Source organism: Marinitoga sp. 1197 (assembly GCF_001021165.1).
Lineage (GTDB): Bacteria > Thermotogota > Thermotogae > Petrotogales > Petrotogaceae > Marinitoga.
In genome coordinates this window covers 75,038-94,706 of record NZ_AZAY01000025.1, presented here as the reverse complement: position 1 = coordinate 94,706, position 19,669 = coordinate 75,038, and the positions used below count along the sequence as shown (strand labels likewise).

Genomic DNA, 19,669 nt, shown 5'->3' with positions numbered 1-19,669 from the left:
GCGAGGTGAAACAATGGATATATTAGGAGGAATATTCAACGCTGCAAAAGGAGTAGTTGGATTTGCAAATAATTTATTAAATGGTGGAAGCAAACCAGCGCCAGCACCAAGACCAGCGCCAAAACCACAACCAATAGTTATAAAAACAGAAGAAAAGAAAAAAGATAACACAATGTTATTTGCAATATTAGGACTTGCTGGAGTTTTATTAATAGTTTTAGTAATGAATAAGTGAGGTGATTAAATGAGATTAAGACAAATGAGAATAAACCGTTTAAGATTTACACCAGGTAAAATAAAAAAACCGCCAAAATCAATAGGAATGAGACGTCTAGGAATAATGCCGCATAAACCAAGGCCAAGGCCAAGACCTAAGCCTACTATTCATAAAAAAATAAATAAAATAGGAATGAGAAAACCAGGTATTGTAAAACCTATTAAAGTCTCTCACGTAAAAAAAATAAAACAAGCAAAAAAAACCATACCTATAAGCTGGAGTCCTTTTGATTTCTTTAAAGGAGCTGCTAATTTAGTTGGTGGAGTTGTTGGAGGTGTAACAAAAACCATAGGCGGTGTAGTAGGATCCGTTTTAAGACCAAAACATAAAACTAAACCCAAGCCAAAACCAAGACCGAAACCAAAACCAGTAAAACGGGTGATTAGAAGAACATATACACCTAAGTCTACACCTGTTTTAACGCCAAGAAAAACAGTAAAACCTATAAGACAAATAAGAAAACCTGTAAAGAAGTTACAAATTGCAGCAGAAGTTGATCCCACAAATGGGAGAACAAGAGATACATCAAGATACACAAGAACAACTGTTAAAACAAGAACAGAAAACAAAAAAAGTTTCTTACCTATTGTTCTTGTTGGAGCTGCAGCAGTTGGAGGATTCTTGCTTTTAAGGAAGTGAAAATATGGATCAATTAATTAATTTTATAAGTAATGTTGGATTACCAACAGCATACAGCGCATTTTTATTATATTACACAGTAAGAGAAATAAAAAAGAGTCTTGATAAAAATACAGAGGCATTGGAAAAATTAAGAGAAGATATATATAAACATTATTTGAGAAAGGAATGATATTATGTTTAATTTAAGGTTTATTGTGCCAATGATAATAAGTCTTGTACCGTTTTTGAAAAGTGCAATAAAACAGATGTTTATTGATATTTTAGAAAGATTAAGAAAAAAAATTGATGAAAATGATGAAAAATTAGCCCAAAGTGCAAAAGAAGAAATTTTGACTTTTTATGAAGATCATAAAGAAAAAATACCCGAAGAGTTACAAGGAGTAACAAAGAAAGCATTTGAAGTATTAGCTGATCTTGTATATTCAATAATTGATCATGCAGATGATGCGGCAGGGTTATTAACGGAGGTTGCAAAAATAATCGAGGTGATTTAATGAAAGAAGTTATAAAAAAGATAGTTATAGATACTTCTAAGCAATTGATAGATAAAGAATATAGAGAAAAAGGTACAGGAATTGTAGTATTACAAACACCAAAAGAAGCAACAATAAAATTCGATAGTACCTTAAGTCAGGAAATCCCACTTCAGGATATAGAAAGTATAAATCTTGTAAGTTTTGACAAATTTTATATATCTTGTCCAGCAGATATTGCACCACTTGAAATTTTAGTGTTAAAAGAAAACATATATGTTGATGCAAATACAAATTACAGAATAATAAACGATAATATAAAATTCTTACCAATGTTTTTTGCTGGTGGCATTCAAGGAGGAAATAATTTTGATTTTGAAGAATTAAATGGAACAACATCTAAAACATTTCAAAAAAATGGAATTATGCCGTCAATTACAGGATTTCAGGTATTTGGAGATATAACCAATTGGCAGATTTTTGTTACACTCGAACCGTTACCAGTAGTATATGGAGGAACGCTAACAATAAAAGAATACCCTAAAGAAATTGCGTCATCTACTTTTGTAAGACTTGTAGCAAGAGCTATAACTTTTCAACCATTAGCAAATGCATCACCAATTAATGTATATATTGAATATTTCGAAACACAATAATAGAGCTATTTTGCGCTTCTAAAATAAGAGGTTTTAAAGGCGATATAAATTTTTATGTGCATGATTTATTTCAAAAACAATTAAAACACGCTTAAAAAGGCAAATACAGTTTAACAGGAGGTTAAGAAAATGGCTAGAAAAAGAAGAAAAGCTAAATCAAATAAAGGTTCTAATGCATTGAAGAAAATTGTAAGAGAAGCTAAGAAAATATATAAACATAGTGCTATTTCATGGAAAAATGCAATTAAAAAAGCCAGTAAAAGATATAAAAGTGGGAGAATCTAATATGAAATTAAAAGAATTGTTCAATATAATAGCATCTGTAAAAAAATATCCCCCCCTTGATATATTATCTTTAGCTTTTGCAGAAAGTTCTTTTAATCCAACCGCACGTAACCCCGCAACAAATGCGGTTGGACTTTATCAAATGACCCCATGGGCAATTAAAAGAGTTAGAGCAGAAGATATGAATATATTTGATCCTATTATTGCAACAAAAGTTGTATGCAATTTTTTAGATTTAATTGAAGAAATGGATTTATACAAGCTTGATGAATACAAAAATACAAAATTTTATCAATATTTAAGCGATTTTGAAAGATTGGCTATTTTGTATCATTACGGATTAATGGGAGCAAAGAGTAGATTTAAATTAAATTTCGTGAATAAACAAGATAAAGAAACTCTGATTTATATTTCTAATATTAGAAAAGGTAAGCTAATTGCATTGGAGTTGATACAATGTGGACTCTTAAAGATTTAAAAGAAATTGTAGAAGATAAATTTATTAAAACAAAGCCTTTTGATGTTGAAACAGGCTTAAATGAAATAGAAACAACAAAAGCATTTATAGAACAACTAAAAAAATACAATATAGCGATCAAAACTTTAAATGATATTCCTTATTTATTCTATCTTTTAAGGTATTCTGATGATGAATTTACTACAAAATTACTTTCACAAAAACATGAAGATTTGATGCAAACAGCAAGAGCAACTATCTATTCGTTAAAAGGTGATTGTGAGGATATACATAGATTTTATAATGCTGTTGCAATTGCTTTAGGTGAAAAGGTTGATAATGTGAATTTAATAGTTGTTTTTTTTGGGAACAAAGATAAAATTATCGGAGCTCATGCAACTAGTATAATCGATGAAAAGATCCTTACAGATTATCAAGCATACGTTTATACAAATTCATTAAAAGGGATTTTAAGCTATTTGAGCGATATTTATTTCCCAATTTATGCATATGTAATGCTTTCTATTGAATTAAAAGATGGTTTTATCCATTATAAGTATAAAAAATCAGATGTCTTTGATAATAAAGATTATAAATATAGCTTACAAGTTGCAACACCAACAAAAGCGATAAATGAACTTAGACATCATTTGTATAGAAATTCTGAATATGAAAGCAAAACAAAAGTAAGTAATTTCTTGAAATTTGGTTCTATTGCAACTTTAAGTTATATCCTTGGAAAAATATTATAAGTGAGGTGAAATTATGGGATTTAACCCATTTGGAAATTTACCAGTTATAAACATGGCTGATATTGCTAATAAAAATGATTTAGAAGTATTAACTCAAAAAATAGATGGGTATATATACAAAGGAAATAAAACATTATATTGGGATCCTACAAATGGTGATGATACAATTGCTACAGGTAGTGATATAAAGCCATATAAAACTTTGGCAAAATTACTTAATGATTTACCAGATATTTTATTAGGATCTGTAAATGTGATGATTAAAAATGGAATTCATAATATTTCAGAAAATATATCTCAACTTAATAAATATATTTATAATTTAAATTTTGATGGTTTAGATAATAATCAAACAGTTTTAATAGGACAGTTAAAAATTTTAACTTTTAATATTCCAAGAATTAATATATATAATATAACTTTAAAACCAAATGATGTAGAAAATTCTTTTATAGTTCAGTTTTATTCAAAGAGTTTAATTTTTATCCGTAATTGTATTATAGATGGTAATAATTCAATTAATAATAACATTCGAGGATTATTATTTTATTACACAACTGCAGTAATCAGAAATACTATGTTAAAAAATTTTTCTAGTTCCGGTTCTTCACCTATAGAAAATACCGGTTCTCAGTGTCTATTTGATGGAGGAACAACTTTTAATAATAATAACTATCATCTAAAAAATTATGGAGGTTTAAATTCCTATGATTCTAGTATAACTTTTGATACAGCATTAATTGCTACTAAATATGATGCCCATACAATATTATGACGGAGGTGAAATTATATGAATGCAATAATGTTTAAAAAAGCAGATAAAAAGATTTTATTTTACATAAAAGATGTTAAGTATCGATCAAGAGATGAAATTACAGGAAAAGGCGGTATCGTAAATCCTAATTATACTAATGTTTCTATATTATTCACAAATCATAATTTATCTGTTATGACTGATCCTGAAGCCTTAACTATTTCCTATGATCCAGCAGTATTGCCAGATACTTGGCTAACAGATACAGACAAAATAGATTTATATGAATAATTCAATTTTCACAAAATATACATTTTATGACAGGTGATTGAAATGCGTATTAATAAATATATTGAGAGTTTTTTAAATGAATTATCTTTAATAAAAAATGTAAATTCAAGTACTTTGAAAAATTATAGACAGGTTTTAAACGAATTTTCTAATATTAAAAACCCTGCTTCAATGCAGGGTTTAAATTTATTCATGAAAAAAATTAAAAATCAAAAACCAAATACTATAGCTCGAAAAATTACTATAGTTAGATCTTTTTTGAATTATTTGTATGATCATGGAAAAATTAAAAAAAAGTTTTGGGATAACCTAAAACCCCCTAAATATAATGCTTTACCACGTTTTTTAACAGAAAAGGAAATTAAAAAATTAATTAAAAATTCACGAGTTCCATATCGCTATATCTTTGAATTTATATATAAAACCGGTATTAGATTGTCAGAACTGTATAATCTTGAATTTGAAAAATTAAATAATAATACATATATTATGCGTGTTATCGGTAAAGGTAATAAAGAAAGAGTTTTAAAAGTTGATAAGAAAATAAAAGATTTATTTTATCAGATTGAAGTTTTACCATGTAAAAGATCTATTCAAAGAGAAATTAAAATTGCAGCTAAAAAAGCTGGTATAGAAAAAGATGTTAGTGTTCATAAGTTGAGGCATTCTTTTGCTGTATCAATGATAAATAAAGGGATACCCATCAATGCTATTCAAGCTCTTTTAGGCCATTCAAATTTAAATACAACTTCGATTTATCTTAAATTTTCTTCAAATGATGTCAAACTTATTTGACATTTTATATTTTTTTATGATATATTTAGTATGTAATTATTATGTTAATACAATATGTAGTATTGAGAGGTGAGAGAATGGAATTGATTATTGATGTTATTTTACCTGAAATGAATTCAGTTGCAAATGTTTATGCCGCTACTAATAATATTTATCTTAAATTAGATGCAGAATTTAGGCGTAAAGGTTGGATTTTAAAAGGATTTAATATGCTTGATGTTAGAGATTACGATAATGGACTAAAAATTATGTATAGCCTTGGATTGTCTCCAACACCTAAGGCTAAAGAGTTGAATATAAAAAAAGGTGATATTTTTCAAACAAGTACAAATGTAAATCTTGCTGCTAAATGGGTATTTGCTATATTAGTTACTATATTTGTAGGTACTTTTGCAGTTGAAGCTATAACTATACGTGTAATTGATGTAATTGCTAAAAATGCTGATGAATTAAAACTTGTTGGCAAAAGTACAGGAGCAAGTATTTTGATAGGTTCTCTTGGTATTTTTTTAATGGGGTTTATTATTTTTAAAATATTGCGGGGGTGATTTTGTGAAGTTTTATGATTTAGAAGCTATTAGCATTTATTTTATGAGACGTTATAATCTCTCTTTTGGACAGATTGCAAACGCATTAGATTTGCATAAAAATTCTATTCAACATCATTTAAAACAACTTGAGAAGTTCGAGGATGATTTAGAATTACCTTCTTTTTTCTTTCAAAATATAGATAGATCCGTTCAAACATATGAAGAAAAGGTTAAATCAGCTCAAGAAATAGCAGCAAAGTATTACGAGGAGAAAAAATATTTAATCGAAAAATTAAAAGAAGATCTAAAAAATAAGAAAAGTTTTGATAATGACTTAAAAGAAAAAAAAGAATCTGAGGTGATAGAAGAAATGGAAATAAAGAAATCTGCAATGCCAGTAATTTTAAGACAGGCTGTGAGAGAATCTAAAGCTACTTTTTATGAGAATTTTTCTGATATGGAAGAGAATGTAGAAGAAAAAAAGAATACATCTCAAATAATAAAAAAAGATGATTTTATCGAATTATTGAAGCCTTTTTCTATTGCTATTTTCGTTGGTTTCATTGTTGCTTTTATGCAGAAAAATAGTAATAATAATTATTTAAATAATGCTATTGATGTTCCCATAATACAAGAAAATGAAAATATAGATCCTTTTGCACAATTTAGAAGGGGGTTATAGTTATGGAAAATATTAATGATGCTGTTATCAATGAAAATGAGTTTAATAATATTATGGATGATAATTCACAAGAAGTATTAGAAAATGATCTTATGAGTAATTTTCAATTCGATGATATGACTATTGAAATGGGTATTGAATTTATCGGTTCTCAAATTGCTAATATTAGAAAAATTAATGATCCTACTTTTGTTGAAAGATATAAGCAAAGTACTTTCGCTTTTTTAAAAATGCTTGGATTTAAGGAAGCTATTAACACTCTTTCTATACGAAAAATGAGTCCTAAAATGGTTATTACTCTTGGTATTGTTGGAATTATAGGTAATGGCTTTATTACTCCAGCTTTACCAAATTTACCAGGGCAGGTGGAAGAATGATTTATACTATTCTTGGAAAATCAGGATCAGGTAAAAGTTATCTTGCAAGAAAATTGGCCAATGAATTAGCAGAAGATAAAAAATTATTTGTCCTGGATAATTCTCATGACCATTTGAAACTTGGCAATATGAAACTTTTACAGTTAAATGATGAAATTGCAGATAAAATCAATACAGATAAACTTATAAACTCTTTTAATAGACTCATTATTGAAACAGAATATATTGATGATTCTCTTTTATTTAATTTTATAAACCGTTTTTCTCGTTCTGTCTGGAATACTGGTAATATTGTCTTATTAATAGATGAAGCTCATATGTTTTATCCATTGAAAAAAAATCCTATCGAGCTTGAAAAACTTGTTAAAACCGCAAGAAAAAGAGGTATTGATATAATTTTTGTTACTCAACAATTTAGCGATATTAATAAAGCTGCTATTAAGCAAGCTCATATCCTCATACTTTTTAAATTTTTTGAATTAAATGAACTTGAAACTGCAAGAAAATATGGGGTCGATAAAAAGATCATGGAACAGTTAAATAAATATGAATGTATAATAATTGATACCTGGAGAGGTAATTATGAAATTGCTAAAAATGATAAAGTTCTTTAATGTTACACTTTTATGAAGGTGGTTCACTGAATGTACCACCTTCATATTTTTTTACCTCCAAGGTGGTTCATTTATTGAACCACCTTTTATTAAGGTGGTTCATTGACTGTACCACAGGTGGTACAATAAATGTACCACCTTAACATTGTTAATTCACTATTCAAAAGACTTTTCGTACTCCTAAATACATAAATACAGTATATAAATACCGTAAAAGATTTTATTAAGATTTTGTTAATAAAGAAAATAAGACTTGATTTTTTATGTATAAAAATATATAATTATATTGATTTAGTTATACAAAACTATACAAAGGAGGTGTAAATATGATTGAATTAGAAGGTATAAAATTTTTTACTTTAAAAGAAGCTGGTAGTATGTTGAATAAACATCCGGAAACTATACGTCGTTGGATAAAAGAAAAAAAACTAAAAAGTTATAAAGTTGGAAATGTATATTATGTAAAGGAAGAAGATATTAAAAATCTTTTATTTAAGCAAGATACAGGAGAATAAATAAAAAAATTTCTACGGATTATAACATAGAATATGTTATAATATATAAAAACTAAAATTTTGGGAGGGAGAAAAATGGAATGGGTATATATAAAGGATATGAAAAAGTATATTGGTAAAAAGATTGAGTTTAGAGGATGGTTATGGAATAAAAGAGCAAGTGGAAAAATAGCCTTTTTGCAGTTAAGAGATGGTACTGGATTTGTCCAGGGGATTGTTGAAAAAGCTACATTAGGTGAAGAAAAATATCAACAAGTAAAGAAATTAAAAATGGAAAGTTCTTTAATCGTCAGAGGTACTGTGGTTGAAGATCAAAGATCACCTGTTGGTTTTGAGTTACATATAGACGAAGTTGAAATTATTCATAACCCTGTTGAAGACTATCCAATTTCCAAAAAAGAACATGGAATAGACTTTTTGATGGAACATAGACATTTATGGCTCAGATCAAGAAGACAATTTCACATTTTAAAAGTAAGACACGAAATCATTAAAGCTATTAGGGAATTTTATAATAACAATGATTTTATTTTAATTGATACACCTATATTCACAGGATCAATAGGAGAGAGTGCAGGAAATACATTTGAAATAGAATATTTTGATTATGGAAAGGTTTATCTCGCCCAGACAGGTCAATTATATCTCGAAGCTGCTGCAATGTCTTTAGGGAAGGTATATAATTTAGGGCCAACTTTTAGAGCAGAAAAATCGAAAACCCGAAGACATTTAATAGAATTTTGGATGAATGAGGCTGAAGTTGCATATTACAAACATGAAGATAATATGAAATTGCAAGAAGATTTAGTATCATATATTGTAAAAAAAGTTTTAGAAAATGCTTCTGAAAATTTAGTTGCACTTGATAGGGATATCAGTAAGTTAGAAAAAATTGAAGCTCCATTTCCTCGAATTACATATACAGAAGCTATAAAATTATTGAATAAAAAAGGATCAGATATTGAATGGGGTGAAGATTTAGGTGCGGATGATGAAACTTTAATTTCCGAAGAATTTGATAGACCTGTAATTATTGAAAAATATCCAAAATCAGTAAAAGCATTTTATATGCAACCAGATCCAGAAAATCCGGATGTTGTTTTATGTGATGACATGATAGCTCCAGAAGGATATGGCGAAATAATAGGTGCTTCAGAGAGAATCTGGCAGGAAGATGTTCTTATAGAAAGATTAAAAGAAAACAATTTACCTGTTGAAGAATATCAATGGTATCTTGATTTAAGAAAATTTGGTTCTGTTCCACATAGTGGATTTGGTCTTGGTATTGAAAGAACCGTTGCATGGATTTGCGGATTAAAACATATTAGAGAAGCAATTCCTTTTGCAAGAACATTATACAGGGTTTATCCTTAATATTTTATATTTGATATAACACCTCTGTTCAAAAATTAATTACAATGTTGCTTTAGAGTAACTTTAATTCTAAAATGTTCAAAATAAATTATTTATTAACCCCCCGTTTAACGGGGTTTTTTATATTATATAATATTCAATATTTCTTTATATTTTATATATAGTTTTTTAACACACACCAATTGAGATTTGGAGAAAAAGTGAGAAAGTGGTATCATAAAAAATATGGCGTGGAAAATTTTTGTGAGTAAATCTGATTTCTTGAATATCATATTCTAATGATTATACAAAGTTTATTTTCAGGGGTGAAATTATGGACAAAAAATTCAAGGACCTTCAATTTTATAAATTTTGTGCATACGGTTTTCTGAAAAATTTAAGATTTTTCGAGCCATTTCTAATTTTATTCTTTTTAGAAAAGGGATTATCTTATTTTCAAATAGGATTATTATATTCTGTAATGAAGATTTCTACAAATATACTCGAAATACCAACAGGTATTGTTGCAGATTCTATTGGAAGACGCCGCTCGATGGTATTTTCTTTTTCAAGTTATATCATTTCTTTTTTGATTTTCTATATTTCTAAAAGCTTCTATTTATTTGCTTTTTCTATGATTTTATATGCTTTTGGAGAAGCTTTTAGATCTGGAACTCATAAAGCAATGATTTTGGAGTATTTAAAAATAAAAGGCTGGCAGAATTTGAAGGTTTACTACTATGGAAATACGCGTTCTTGTTCTCAATTAGGATCGGCTATTTCTTCACTGCTTGCGGCTGGAATTGTTTTTTATTCTGGGAATTACCAAACTGTATTTTTAATTTCTGTCATCCCCTATGTTCTTGATTTGATTTTAATGCTAACTTATCCTAAAGAGCTTGACGGAGAATTAAAAGAATTCAACTGGAAAAATTTTAAACAATCTTTTTCATGCGTGATATATGAATTTGCTATGTCTTTTAAAAGTTTTAATTTATTCAGGAGTATTCTTTTAACTGCAACATATAGCGGCTTTTATTCTGCTATAAAAGACTTTTTACAACCAGTATTAAAAACATTTGCACTATCTCTACCTATTTTTATGTATCTAGAAAATGAAAAGCGCTCGGCTATTGTAATTGGTATAGTTTATTTTATAATTTATTTACTCACTTCATTTTTTTCAAGAAAATCTGGAAAATTTTCGGAACATTTTAAAAACCTTTTAAATCCATTACTTATTACAATGAATTTAGGTTTTATTTTTGGTATTATAAGCGGATTTACCTATAATTCAAATTGGTTATTTATATCAATTATTTTTTATCTTGGAATATATTTAATTGAAAATTTAAGACGACCTATAGGAGTTGCATATATTTCTGAAAATATCAATAGTAATATTTTGGCTTCTGTTTTATCTGCAGAATCACAATTAAAAACCATTCTAGCTGCTATTATAGTTCCTATAGTTGGATTTTTATCTGATAAATTTAATGTGGGTATTGCCCTTATGATAATTTCTTCTAGTTTTTTATTGATAAATTTATTCTTTATTTCTCAAAAAAAGAGATGAATATTTATAAAAAATACCCACAACCTGGTGGGTATTTTTAATTATTGATTATTCCTAATTTTAAATCAAAATTTTTCGATTTTGGCAATACTTCAACAACAGCTGGTTTATATTTCTTTTTAAAAACTGTCCTATCCACATATGCTATGATACCATAAGCAATTGCCAACCCAACTATCCCTGCGACAAATGCCTGTGTATCGTTTTTGGTTAAAGTATATGTTATTAGCAACAAGGCTATAAATAAAGTTAAAGGAAAACCATAAATTATAAATGATATTTTTGAGATTGAAAAATCTGGTATTTCAATTACCACGTAATCACCTATATCTGGAATCTTTCTAAACTCCTTTTTTTCAATTGTCATTAACCTTTCACTATTGCTACCAGTTAAATTACATGCACCATTTAGCGAACAACTTTCGCAACTTGAACTTCTCGTACTCATTAATTTTACTTTTTCTCCTTCAATAGAATTAACAATAAATATTTCTCTCATTTTAATCCTCCATATCTAAATTTACAATAATTTTAGATATTATTGTTTTTTTACATCTATTAACAATAGCATAGCTTTCCTGTGAAAGAAAATATGCTTTTACATACATTTTATATTTTTCAATTTCATCTTCCAATGATTGATCCATTTGTTCAATGTATTCTCCATCAAGTATTTTATTTAATAAATCATATCTTCTTTCATCAATCATACAAGATTTTCCTCCTTCAAGAGTTTTTGGAATTTTTTTCTTGCATAATGCAACCGGCTTTTTACACTTCCCAATGGTTTATTTAATTTTTCGGCAATTTCATCATAACTTAACCCATCTATATCCCTCAACTTTATTAAAAGTCTATCTTCTTCAGAAAGTTTATCCATTATTTTTGTTATTTTATCCATTTCCATTTCATTTAATACTTCACTGGACACATTTACATCAGCTTCTGGTTGTAATCCAAATCCTTCTGTATAATTTTCTGTTAAATCTATATTTTCAACTATGTTTTTCTTTTTCTTTCTAATATAATCTTTCCCTACATTTACAGTAACCTGATATATCCATGTGGATAATTTAGAATCTCCTCTAAATGTATGTATTCCCTTAAAAATTTTAAAAAAAACTTCTTGAAGAGCATCTTCTATTTCACTTATATCAACAAATTTCTTTAATGTTACATATATTCTTGGCGCATATATATTATATAATTCTTCAAATGCTTCTTTGTCTTTCTTTTTTAATTTTTCTACCAATTTTTTTTCATTCAAGAAAATCACCTCTCTGTGGCCTTTTTTTAATTATACCACAAAAGAGGTCTCATCATATTTTTAGACTAAATATATTTAATTTAGTTCAATATTATTTAACTTCTAATATAATATTCTGTAAATATAAATTTGTTAAATTCGATAATAAAATTGGTTTTTCAGGATCAGATATATCGTATATTAAAAGCCCATTTTCACCATCTGCTACATATAAATAATTATCTCTTATATATCCTCCATAACAAAAACCTTTTGTATCAATAGTCGTTAATAATATTGGCTTTGATTTATTAGAAACATCTATTAAGGAAAATCCTTTATTACCTTGTGCATAAAAAACTATATCATTTGAGACAAATACCCTCGCCCATTCTGATTCAAGAGTTAATTTAGATACTAATTTTGGATGTTTCTTATCCTTTACATTTATTATTTTTAACCCTTTACCTCCATCTGCCAGATAAGCTATATCATTTTCCACCACAACATTATATGCGAATCCTTCTGCGTCAAAATAACTCAATAGCTTCGGAATTTTCTCATCAGAAACATCTACAATAACAAATCCATCATATCCCATTGGTATATATGCATAATTATTTTCTACAAATATCCTTCCCGATGCCCCTTGCAATTCAAGATAACTCATAGTTTTTAATGAATAATCTTTTTCTATTTTAGCAATTTCCATTCCTGAACTTCCTTCTAAAATATATGCCACATCTTTTTTTACAAATATCGAATAAACTTTCCCAAATGTTTCTAATTTTGTAACTTTTTTTGGATTCTTTATATCATTAATATCAGCTACCACAACACCATTTATCCAATCTGCTATGTATGCATGCTTATCTCTTACATATAAACCAACCGCCCATCCTTCGGTGTATACATGATTTATTATTTTTGGTTTTTCAGGATCTGTAACATCAATAATATACATCCCTATTCCACTACCAGTGGTATATACATATTTTTTATTTTTATTTTCAATATTTTGTGTTTGATTTGTTTTTGATTGTGCAATATTTATATTCTTTTCTGTTTGAGTTGATTGTATTGTTATAACACTACTTTCAACTGTTATTAATGATGTTTCGGTTGACTCCTCAGTTACTTGTTCTTTTATTAATAATTGCTTTGTTGAAAAATTCCATATTGAACTTTCCTTTTCTTCATTTCCTGATTTTGCTACAACTTTCCAATAATAAACCTTTCCATAATCAACTGACATATCATAAAATTGATATCCTAAATTTTGTGCAACTAAATTCAAATTCTGTGGTTCTAATCCAAGATACAAATCAAAAAGTGCTTCTTTCCCTTCATATTTCCATTTTAATGTAATATTTGTTTCTAAATTTGTTGCTCCATTGGTTGGTATTGGTTCAAATGGTTTTCCTAATTTTTTTTCAGATTTTGTTTGAAATGCCCATATATCACCATAACGAATGCCTCCATGCCCATCTTTTGCCACTATTTTCCAATAATATCTGGCATTCTCTTTCAAATTAACTTCTATTGTTGGAACTTCTATGCTGGTAGCTATAGGTTTCATTGTATCTATAGAACGGCCTAAATAAACATCATAATATATTTTATCTCCATCTAAATCCTCACTTTTCCAGCTTAACGTTGTTATTAAAGGAACATTTATCTCTCCATCTTTAGGATTGGGAGAATGTGGTTTTAAAGGTATTGAGTTTTCTGTACTAAAAAACCAAATTTCACTTTCACTTTTACTTTTTTTATCTCTGGCCACTACTTTCCAATAATACGTTTTATTATAATTTAATATTTTGGAAAAAGATGTTTCAGATAAGTCAGACGCAATTGGGGTTAATTTATTTTTATCTGTTGAAAGATATAAATCATATGTCAAAGTATCTCCGTCTGGATCACTTGCATTCCATGTAAAAACTGTATTAACAGGTATTTCTGTTGCACCATTAACTGGTGAATATAATTCAGGAATTGAAGGTGGTTCATTTTTAAATATTATAGGTACCACAACTATGCCTGTCATTATTACTATAAATGAAGATATTGCAAATATTATAAGTTTTAATCTCAACTCAATCACCTCTATAATTCTCAATTAATTTATTATTTTCTCCTTTTTATTCTTCTATAAAATAAAAAGTCATTCCTAATAATTATAAAAAAATGCCAACCTTACTGGTTGGCATTGGTCGGGGCGACTGGACTTGAACCAGCGACCTTTTGCGCCCCATGCAAACGCGCTCCCATCTGCGCCACGCCCCGATATCGCGAGTATTATACCATAATTATATTATTTAGTCAATACTTTATTATTGACTTTTAGTTACCTATATTATATAATTTTAGATGTTCTAAATTATTATTAGGCTGTCTAAAAAGTCTCAAATGAAACGAAGGCTCGAAGATTGCCCTTAAAATTATGAATGGATGCCGTCAAAATTACATGGATGTAATTTTGAGCGAAACAATACACGATGTATTGTTTGAGCGACGGCTGAGAAAGAATAATTTTAAGGATAATCGCTGTCTGAGTGAATTTGACTTTTTAGACAATCTAAATTATTATTGGAGTGAATATTATGAACAAATATTTTTATGAATTCAAAATGAAAGCATTACAACATATTTTACTTCCTATTATTTTCCTAACTTTTTTATACATTACATATGGTGTTGTTATTCAAGGATTCCTTTCTGTAGAATTACAAAATTTTTTTAATATTTCCTCAAAATTTTTATCTTTATTGAATATTCCAGTTTTTGCTGGCATGTGCCTGGGAATTTATATATCCACCCATAAAATCAAATATAAAAAAAGCACTTATTTTTTATTAATCGTTTCTGTTTTAATAAACATATTTATTTTTTTCTCAAAAAATATTTTTTATTTTTCTATAATTAGATTTATTACAGGCATTAGTTTTGGATATTTATTTGGTTATATAAATTTTTATTACCATTATTATAAATCTAAACATAATATTACTAGCTTTGCTTTAGAAAGTGGCAGAACTTCAGGAATTATTTTTGCTGCATTTTTTTCTTATTATTTCGTACAAATTTTAGGCTGGAAATTTGCTTTTTTTTCACTTATAAATGGTGTCTTTATAATTATCAGTATAAATTTTTTACCAAATATTCGTCATAACAAACATGTTTCTTTAGATAATTTTTCAATAGAAAAGAAAACATTATCCATATTGTTTATGGCTATTTACTTAATTATTGGAAGCTGTTATTATATTTTTATAATAAACATTAAATATATTTTAATGACTGTTTTCAAAGACATCCCAATTTCAAATTTATATTTAATTCTTTTTTCTGGTTTTTTTGTATTTAGTTTCATTGTTTCGGCTTTTTTATATAATAAGTTTGATATGAGAAATACCCTCTTTACCCTGATTTTCCTACTAATGTTTATTAGCTTTTTAAGCTTGTTTACATTTTTCAAAAATCAATTGATATTTTTTATACTATTAAATATAACAATTCAAAATATAATATGGAATGCAACTATATTATATAGTGTGTCTTTTTTTAATGTAAATGAATATTATTTTATAATAAAACATATGTTTTTTATGATTTCTATTGGAGGAATTTTAGCCTCTATATTTTCTTTTTTATTACATAAAAATCTTATTTATAATATTTTTTCATTTACAATATTTTCTTATTTTATCTTTCTTATAATATTATTTATATTACCCAAATATTATAACAGGCACAATCATTTCATGAAATGATAATCCACCGTGTTTTCCTTTTAAATGCACAAAAGAGCCACCATACTTATAAACAAAACTATAATTACTTTTTGATATCATTACATAATCCCCAACCCTTTCTTTATATTTATTGTTTAGTTTTGCTCCAAACAAATTTATTTTTTCTGCCTCTTCTATATCTATAAGATTACCAAAGTCTTTATATTTTGAATTAAAAAATTCATAAAAGAATTTTTTATTTTTTGTATAAAAATACATCATTCTCATTTCACCACCTGGCGGAATCCATAAATATTTGGAGATTTCGCTCTCATTTGAAAATCTTATTTCCTTAATCAAGGGCGTTTCGAGCATTCCATGATCTGCTGTAATTATAATAATTGTATCATCACGTATTTTTTTATCCATTTTACTCAAAAATTCATCTTCAAACATTTTTAAAAACCAGTATATTTGTGTTTTATATTTAATATCTTTTGCCCCATATTTATGACCAATACCATCAACATAACCATAATATGCAAATTGAAATGATTTATAGCCTGTATTATGAAAACTTTCAAGCTTATCTAAAACCATACCAAACATTTCAACTAAAGATTTGTACCCTTTTATATTACTTCCTTTATTATGAATTTTACTCAATCCGCTATTTACAATATCTGAATGTGTATGGGTAAATGTTTTTACCTCTAATTTTTCTAAAATTTCATCAATCGTTTTTACTTCTAATAAATCATTTACCAAAAATGGCTCAAATGCCCCCTTTCCTCCAACTAATGGAGAAAAATCTATCATATTAACTAAAGATCCTAATTCTTTTAAAAATAACGTATATCCTAAAATCCCATGATCCGCAGGAGCTTGAGCTGTCATCAGTGTTGTAATTGCATTGGCTGTTGTTGAAGGAAATACAGACGTTGCCGGAAAAAATTGATTCTTTGTTAAATATTTGAATTCACCTCTCTTTTCTCTTAACACTAATTTAAATGTATTGTAACTCATTGCGTCAACTAAAAATAAAACTATGTGTTTTTTATTTTTATAAGGTATTGGATATGGTTTATAAAAAGGAATTCCATCAAAATTATAAATAACCCAATTAATTATATTTAAAATAGAATACTCTTGATAATGAGGCAATATCCCTAATCCCTCAACTTTATTTTCATATATTTTTTTTAAAATGTTTTCCCACATTTATATCACCACTTTCAAAGATTAATATTTTATTGAAAAATATGTATATCCTTTTGGAGAAACATTATCTTCAATAATATTTTCAACATAAGAAAATCCATTGCCTTTAATTATGTATTGTTTTAAATTTTCTATGTTTTCAATATTTCCTTCAGCCCATATTTCAACACTACCATCTGACATGTTCATTACATATCCGTTTATATCTAATGATTTTGCAATCTTATTAATAAACCATCTAAAGCCAACTCCCTGAACTCTACCATATACTCTGTATTTTTTTGCAAACATTTCCATCCTCCTAAAGAATAATATTTATAATTATTTTACCATTTTTAATATTAAAACGTCAAATTTTAGTTTTTTTCTGGTATACTATAAGTAAGAAAATAAAATTTTGAAAGGGGGAAGTTTTTAAATATGAAAATAAAAACTTATCTTTTAAGTATGTTCTTAATAATGTCTATTTTTGTGATAGCAAATCAATCTTTTTTTATCAATAGTTATGAGGAAGGTATTAGTTTGATTAATTTTGAGAACCCATTGAAACCTAAATTAATTGCCTCATATCCAAACATTTTTAATATAAAAAATTTACCACTATTTTTCGATTCTAAAGTTACAGCTTTTTTTTCAAATAATGATTTTATGGTTATTGGCTTAAAGTCTAATAAAATCTATTTTATTAATTTAAAAACCAATAAATTTCAGATTTTTACTCTTAAAAATTTTCCAACCCAAATTAAACAATACGAAAATATTATTTATGTTTCTGTATATAATAATGAAATTATTCCATTTAAAATAAGTGGAAATAAAGTGGCAAAAGCTTTTAGAATTAATTCAATAGGTGAAACTTATGATTTTTCCTTTTCAGAAAATTATTTATATGTTGCTGATGGTATAAAAGGCCTAGCCATTTATTCAAAATCTGGAAATTCTTATAAATATATGAGACATTTAAAAACAGGTGGAGATGTTCAAAAAATTTATATTGATGGTTCATACCTTTATACTTTAGATGGAGCAAAAGGAATTTCTATATTTGATATATCTTTTAAATTACTTCCTTTTTTAGTTAAAACCGTTGATACTGGAGGCGGAGCTAATGCTATTTTAAAATATGGTGATTATTTATATGTAACTGATAGATGGTACGGATTAGAAGTGTTTAATTTAAAAGATATAAACAAACCTGCTAAAAATAAAAATGATAAAATAAAGCCAATTTTTCAATATTATACTTTAAATACACCTATTGATCTAAAAATGATAAATGACAATTATTTAATAGTTACTGACGACTGGGGAGGATTGGAAATTTTTAATATTTCTAATCCTCAAAAGCCAGAATTGGTAAAAATATTTAATAATCATACTGATCTTCAAGGTTTGTACATAAAAGATAATTATTTATATGCTGCTGATAGAAAAGATGGATTGATAATTTTTGATATTAGTAACCCTGAAAATCCTAAAGAACTTTCTTCAAGAAAAACATTAAATTTAAAATTATTGCCAAAGAAATTAGAAAAAACATTAAATGATGCTGTAAGTGTATTTGCGCATAACAATTATGCATACATTGCAGATAGGCAAAACGGATTCACTATTTTTGATATATCCAATATGAAAAATTTAAAATTATTATCAAATTATGTTGATGTAAAAGAAAACAATAATGTTATTCTGGGTTATACTAATAATTTTATAGTTGAAAATAATTTAGCATTTATTGCTGATGGTTATAAGGATTTAGTAATATTAGATATTACAAACAAAAATAAGCCAAAAATTCTTTCTATAAATAGAGTGATTGGTAGAACCATGGATTTAGCCAAAAAAGATAAATATATTTTCCTTTCTACAGACGATGTTGGATTTGAAACTTTTAAAATAGATAATGGAAACATAAAACATTTACTACCAAAATTTAGAGTCAATGGATTTGCAAAAGATATTGAAATTTATAAAAATAAAGCTTATCTGGCTGTAGATTGGAAATATACAGTTTTAAAAAATAAAACTGTTCCTGTTGGAGAACCCGGAATTTATATAATAAATATAAAAGATCCTGAAAATCCATCAATTGAAAATGTTATAAAAATAAACAATAATGGTATATTAAAAGTACGCATCTTTAAAGATTTAGGATTTGCTGCTTTAGGAGAAAACGGATTTGCAATTTTTAATATTAATACTGGAAAAGTTTTATCAATTATTGATACACCCGGAAACACTAAAGATTTATATGTAAAAAATAACTATTTATATGTTGCTGATGGAAAAAACGGATTGATGATTTTTAACATTCAAAATCCTGAAAAACCTATTTTTGTAAAAAAATTATTCTGGATGACTTTTGGTAATTTCTAAAAATCTATTTATATTGAATTCATTTCTTATGAACAGATTACATTATTAAAATAAATTTAATTA

At 27.0% G+C, this 19,669-nt stretch carries 25 protein-coding genes and 1 tRNA gene; 19 read left to right on the top strand and 7 right to left on the bottom strand.

Features of this window, described 5'->3' with window-relative positions; all coding sequences use genetic code 11:
* Positions 1–13 precede the first annotated feature (13 nt).
* From X275_RS08030 to X275_RS07955, 18 genes are all read left to right on the top strand, one after another.
* Complete coding sequence (locus tag X275_RS08030; protein ID WP_047268326.1) at positions 14–235, top strand: hypothetical protein; 222 nt, start codon at positions 14–16, stop codon at positions 233–235.
* 9 nt (positions 236–244) lie between these two features.
* Positions 245–916 carry a hypothetical protein gene (locus X275_RS08025; protein WP_047268325.1) on the top strand — a complete coding sequence of 224 codons (672 nt, stop codon included), beginning with the start codon at positions 245–247 and terminating at the stop codon, positions 914–916.
* A 4-nt stretch (positions 917–920) separates the two neighbouring features.
* Positions 921–1,088 (top strand): hypothetical protein, encoded by a 168-nt coding sequence (locus X275_RS11540; RefSeq protein ID WP_156168731.1) that lies wholly within the window; start codon positions 921–923, stop codon positions 1,086–1,088.
* Positions 1,089–1,113: 25 nt separating this feature from the next.
* Positions 1,114–1,413 (top strand): hypothetical protein, encoded by a 300-nt coding sequence (locus tag X275_RS08020; protein WP_156168729.1) that lies wholly within the window; start codon positions 1,114–1,116, stop codon positions 1,411–1,413.
* The gene (locus tag X275_RS08015) at positions 1,413–2,048 is read left to right on the top strand and encodes a hypothetical protein (protein ID WP_047268323.1); all 636 of its coding nucleotides are present in this window, start codon (positions 1,413–1,415) and stop codon (positions 2,046–2,048) included. Before X275_RS08020 ends, X275_RS08015 begins: the two co-directional genes overlap by 1 nt.
* Before the next feature lie 129 nt (positions 2,049–2,177).
* Positions 2,178–2,333, top strand: coding sequence for a hypothetical protein (locus X275_RS11535; RefSeq protein ID WP_156168727.1), 156 nt, complete (start codon positions 2,178–2,180; stop codon positions 2,331–2,333).
* Between the two features lies 1 nt (position 2,334).
* A complete protein-coding gene (locus tag X275_RS08010; RefSeq protein WP_047268322.1) occupies positions 2,335–2,811 on the top strand; it encodes a transglycosylase SLT domain-containing protein in 477 nt (158 codons plus the stop codon).
* On the top strand, positions 2,790–3,542 hold the full coding sequence (locus X275_RS08005; RefSeq protein WP_047268321.1) for a hypothetical protein: 753 nt from the start codon (positions 2,790–2,792) through the stop codon (positions 3,540–3,542). Before X275_RS08010 ends, X275_RS08005 begins: the two co-directional genes overlap by 22 nt.
* A gap of 13 nt (positions 3,543–3,555) precedes the next feature.
* Positions 3,556–4,317, top strand: coding sequence for a hypothetical protein (locus X275_RS08000; protein WP_047268320.1), 762 nt, complete (start codon positions 3,556–3,558; stop codon positions 4,315–4,317).
* Between the two features lie 15 nt (positions 4,318–4,332).
* A complete protein-coding gene (locus X275_RS07995; RefSeq protein WP_047268319.1) occupies positions 4,333–4,587 on the top strand; it encodes a hypothetical protein in 255 nt (84 codons plus the stop codon).
* Positions 4,588–4,629: 42 nt separating this feature from the next.
* Positions 4,630–5,382, top strand: a complete 753-nt coding sequence (locus X275_RS07990) for a tyrosine-type recombinase/integrase (RefSeq protein ID WP_047268318.1) — start codon at positions 4,630–4,632, stop codon at positions 5,380–5,382.
* Positions 5,383–5,459: 77 nt separating this feature from the next.
* Positions 5,460–5,930: a hypothetical protein gene (locus X275_RS07985; protein ID WP_047268317.1), complete on the top strand. Its 471-nt coding sequence runs from the start codon at positions 5,460–5,462 to the stop codon at positions 5,928–5,930.
* 4 nt (positions 5,931–5,934) lie between these two features.
* Complete coding sequence (locus X275_RS07980; RefSeq protein ID WP_047268316.1) at positions 5,935–6,594, top strand: helix-turn-helix transcriptional regulator; 660 nt, start codon at positions 5,935–5,937, stop codon at positions 6,592–6,594.
* 2 nt (positions 6,595–6,596) lie between these two features.
* Positions 6,597–6,971, top strand: a complete 375-nt coding sequence (locus X275_RS07975; RefSeq protein ID WP_047268315.1) for a hypothetical protein — start codon at positions 6,597–6,599, stop codon at positions 6,969–6,971.
* The gene (locus X275_RS07970) at positions 6,968–7,585 is read left to right on the top strand and encodes a zonular occludens toxin domain-containing protein (RefSeq protein WP_047268314.1); all 618 of its coding nucleotides are present in this window, start codon (positions 6,968–6,970) and stop codon (positions 7,583–7,585) included. The genes X275_RS07975 and X275_RS07970 overlap by 4 nt, the downstream gene beginning before the upstream one ends.
* 326 nt (positions 7,586–7,911) lie before the next feature.
* Positions 7,912–8,100, top strand: a complete 189-nt coding sequence (locus X275_RS07965) for a helix-turn-helix domain-containing protein (RefSeq protein ID WP_047268313.1) — start codon at positions 7,912–7,914, stop codon at positions 8,098–8,100.
* Positions 8,101–8,175: 75 nt separating this feature from the next.
* Positions 8,176–9,474 (top strand): asparagine--tRNA ligase, encoded by a 1,299-nt coding sequence (asnS, locus tag X275_RS07960; protein ID WP_047268312.1) that lies wholly within the window; start codon positions 8,176–8,178, stop codon positions 9,472–9,474.
* A 313-nt stretch (positions 9,475–9,787) separates the two neighbouring features.
* Positions 9,788–11,029, top strand: coding sequence for an MFS transporter (locus tag X275_RS07955; protein WP_047268311.1), 1,242 nt, complete (start codon positions 9,788–9,790; stop codon positions 11,027–11,029).
* Between the two features lie 37 nt (positions 11,030–11,066).
* On the opposite strand, the gene X275_RS07950 is transcribed toward X275_RS07955, so the two are convergent.
* The 7 genes from X275_RS07950 to X275_RS07915 form a co-directional block, all read right to left on the bottom strand.
* On the bottom strand, positions 11,067–11,528 hold the full coding sequence (locus tag X275_RS07950; RefSeq protein ID WP_047268310.1) for a SoxR reducing system RseC family protein: 462 nt from the start codon (positions 11,526–11,528) through the stop codon (positions 11,067–11,069).
* Between the two features lies 1 nt (position 11,529).
* Complete coding sequence (locus X275_RS07945) at positions 11,530–11,739, bottom strand: hypothetical protein (protein WP_047268309.1); 210 nt, start codon at positions 11,737–11,739, stop codon at positions 11,530–11,532.
* A complete protein-coding gene (locus X275_RS07940) occupies positions 11,736–12,305 on the bottom strand; it encodes an RNA polymerase sigma factor (protein WP_231588302.1) in 570 nt (189 codons plus the stop codon). Before X275_RS07940 ends, X275_RS07945 begins: the two co-directional genes overlap by 4 nt.
* Before the next feature lie 82 nt (positions 12,306–12,387).
* Positions 12,388–14,370, bottom strand: a complete 1,983-nt coding sequence (locus tag X275_RS07935; protein WP_047268307.1) for a hypothetical protein — start codon at positions 14,368–14,370, stop codon at positions 12,388–12,390.
* A gap of 115 nt (positions 14,371–14,485) precedes the next feature.
* Positions 14,486–14,561 (bottom strand) — tRNA-Pro (locus tag X275_RS07930).
* Positions 14,562–16,006: 1,445 nt separating this feature from the next.
* Positions 16,007–17,230, bottom strand: a complete 1,224-nt coding sequence (locus X275_RS07920; protein ID WP_047268305.1) for an alkaline phosphatase family protein — start codon at positions 17,228–17,230, stop codon at positions 16,007–16,009.
* Between the two features lie 21 nt (positions 17,231–17,251).
* Complete coding sequence (locus tag X275_RS07915; RefSeq protein WP_047266182.1) at positions 17,252–17,521, bottom strand: acylphosphatase; 270 nt, start codon at positions 17,519–17,521, stop codon at positions 17,252–17,254.
* A gap of 129 nt (positions 17,522–17,650) precedes the next feature.
* Between X275_RS07915 and X275_RS07910 the strand changes: the two genes are divergently transcribed.
* Entirely contained in the window at positions 17,651–19,606 is a 1,956-nt protein-coding gene (locus tag X275_RS07910) for an LVIVD repeat-containing protein (RefSeq protein ID WP_047268304.1), read from the top strand.
* The last annotated feature ends 63 nt before the right edge of the window (positions 19,607–19,669 follow it).

Bases quoted from the DNA above. Each gene is read 5' to 3' on its own strand.
- X275_RS08030 (WP_047268326.1), top strand. From the start codon at position 14: ATGGATATATTAGGAGGAATATTCAACGCTGCAAAAGGAGTAGTTGGA.
- X275_RS08025 (WP_047268325.1), top strand. From the start codon at position 245: ATGAGATTAAGACAAATGAGAATAAACCGTTTAAGATTTACACCAGGT.
- X275_RS11540 (WP_156168731.1), top strand. From the start codon at position 921: ATGGATCAATTAATTAATTTTATAAGTAATGTTGGATTACCAACAGCA.
- X275_RS08015 (WP_047268323.1), top strand. From the start codon at position 1,413: ATGAAAGAAGTTATAAAAAAGATAGTTATAGATACTTCTAAGCAATTG.
- X275_RS11535 (WP_156168727.1), top strand. From the start codon at position 2,178: ATGGCTAGAAAAAGAAGAAAAGCTAAATCAAATAAAGGTTCTAATGCA.
- X275_RS08010 (WP_047268322.1), top strand. From the start codon at position 2,335: ATGAAATTAAAAGAATTGTTCAATATAATAGCATCTGTAAAAAAATAT.
- X275_RS08005 (WP_047268321.1), top strand. From the start codon at position 2,790: ATGTGGACTCTTAAAGATTTAAAAGAAATTGTAGAAGATAAATTTATT.
- X275_RS08000 (WP_047268320.1), top strand. From the start codon at position 3,556: ATGGGATTTAACCCATTTGGAAATTTACCAGTTATAAACATGGCTGAT.
- X275_RS07995 (WP_047268319.1), top strand. From the start codon at position 4,333: ATGAATGCAATAATGTTTAAAAAAGCAGATAAAAAGATTTTATTTTAC.
- X275_RS07990 (WP_047268318.1), top strand. From the start codon at position 4,630: ATGCGTATTAATAAATATATTGAGAGTTTTTTAAATGAATTATCTTTA.
- X275_RS07985 (WP_047268317.1), top strand. From the start codon at position 5,460: ATGGAATTGATTATTGATGTTATTTTACCTGAAATGAATTCAGTTGCA.
- X275_RS07975 (WP_047268315.1), top strand. From the start codon at position 6,597: ATGGAAAATATTAATGATGCTGTTATCAATGAAAATGAGTTTAATAAT.
- X275_RS07970 (WP_047268314.1), top strand. From the start codon at position 6,968: ATGATTTATACTATTCTTGGAAAATCAGGATCAGGTAAAAGTTATCTT.
- X275_RS07965 (WP_047268313.1), top strand. From the start codon at position 7,912: ATGATTGAATTAGAAGGTATAAAATTTTTTACTTTAAAAGAAGCTGGT.
- asnS (WP_047268312.1), top strand. From the start codon at position 8,176: ATGGAATGGGTATATATAAAGGATATGAAAAAGTATATTGGTAAAAAG.
- X275_RS07955 (WP_047268311.1), top strand. From the start codon at position 9,788: ATGGACAAAAAATTCAAGGACCTTCAATTTTATAAATTTTGTGCATAC.
- X275_RS07950 (WP_047268310.1), bottom strand. From the start codon at position 11,528: ATGAGAGAAATATTTATTGTTAATTCTATTGAAGGAGAAAAAGTAAAA.
- X275_RS07945 (WP_047268309.1), bottom strand. From the start codon at position 11,739: ATGATTGATGAAAGAAGATATGATTTATTAAATAAAATACTTGATGGA.
- X275_RS07920 (WP_047268305.1), bottom strand. From the start codon at position 17,230: ATGTGGGAAAACATTTTAAAAAAAATATATGAAAATAAAGTTGAGGGA.
- X275_RS07915 (WP_047266182.1), bottom strand. From the start codon at position 17,521: ATGTTTGCAAAAAAATACAGAGTATATGGTAGAGTTCAGGGAGTTGGC.
- X275_RS07910 (WP_047268304.1), top strand. From the start codon at position 17,651: ATGAAAATAAAAACTTATCTTTTAAGTATGTTCTTAATAATGTCTATT.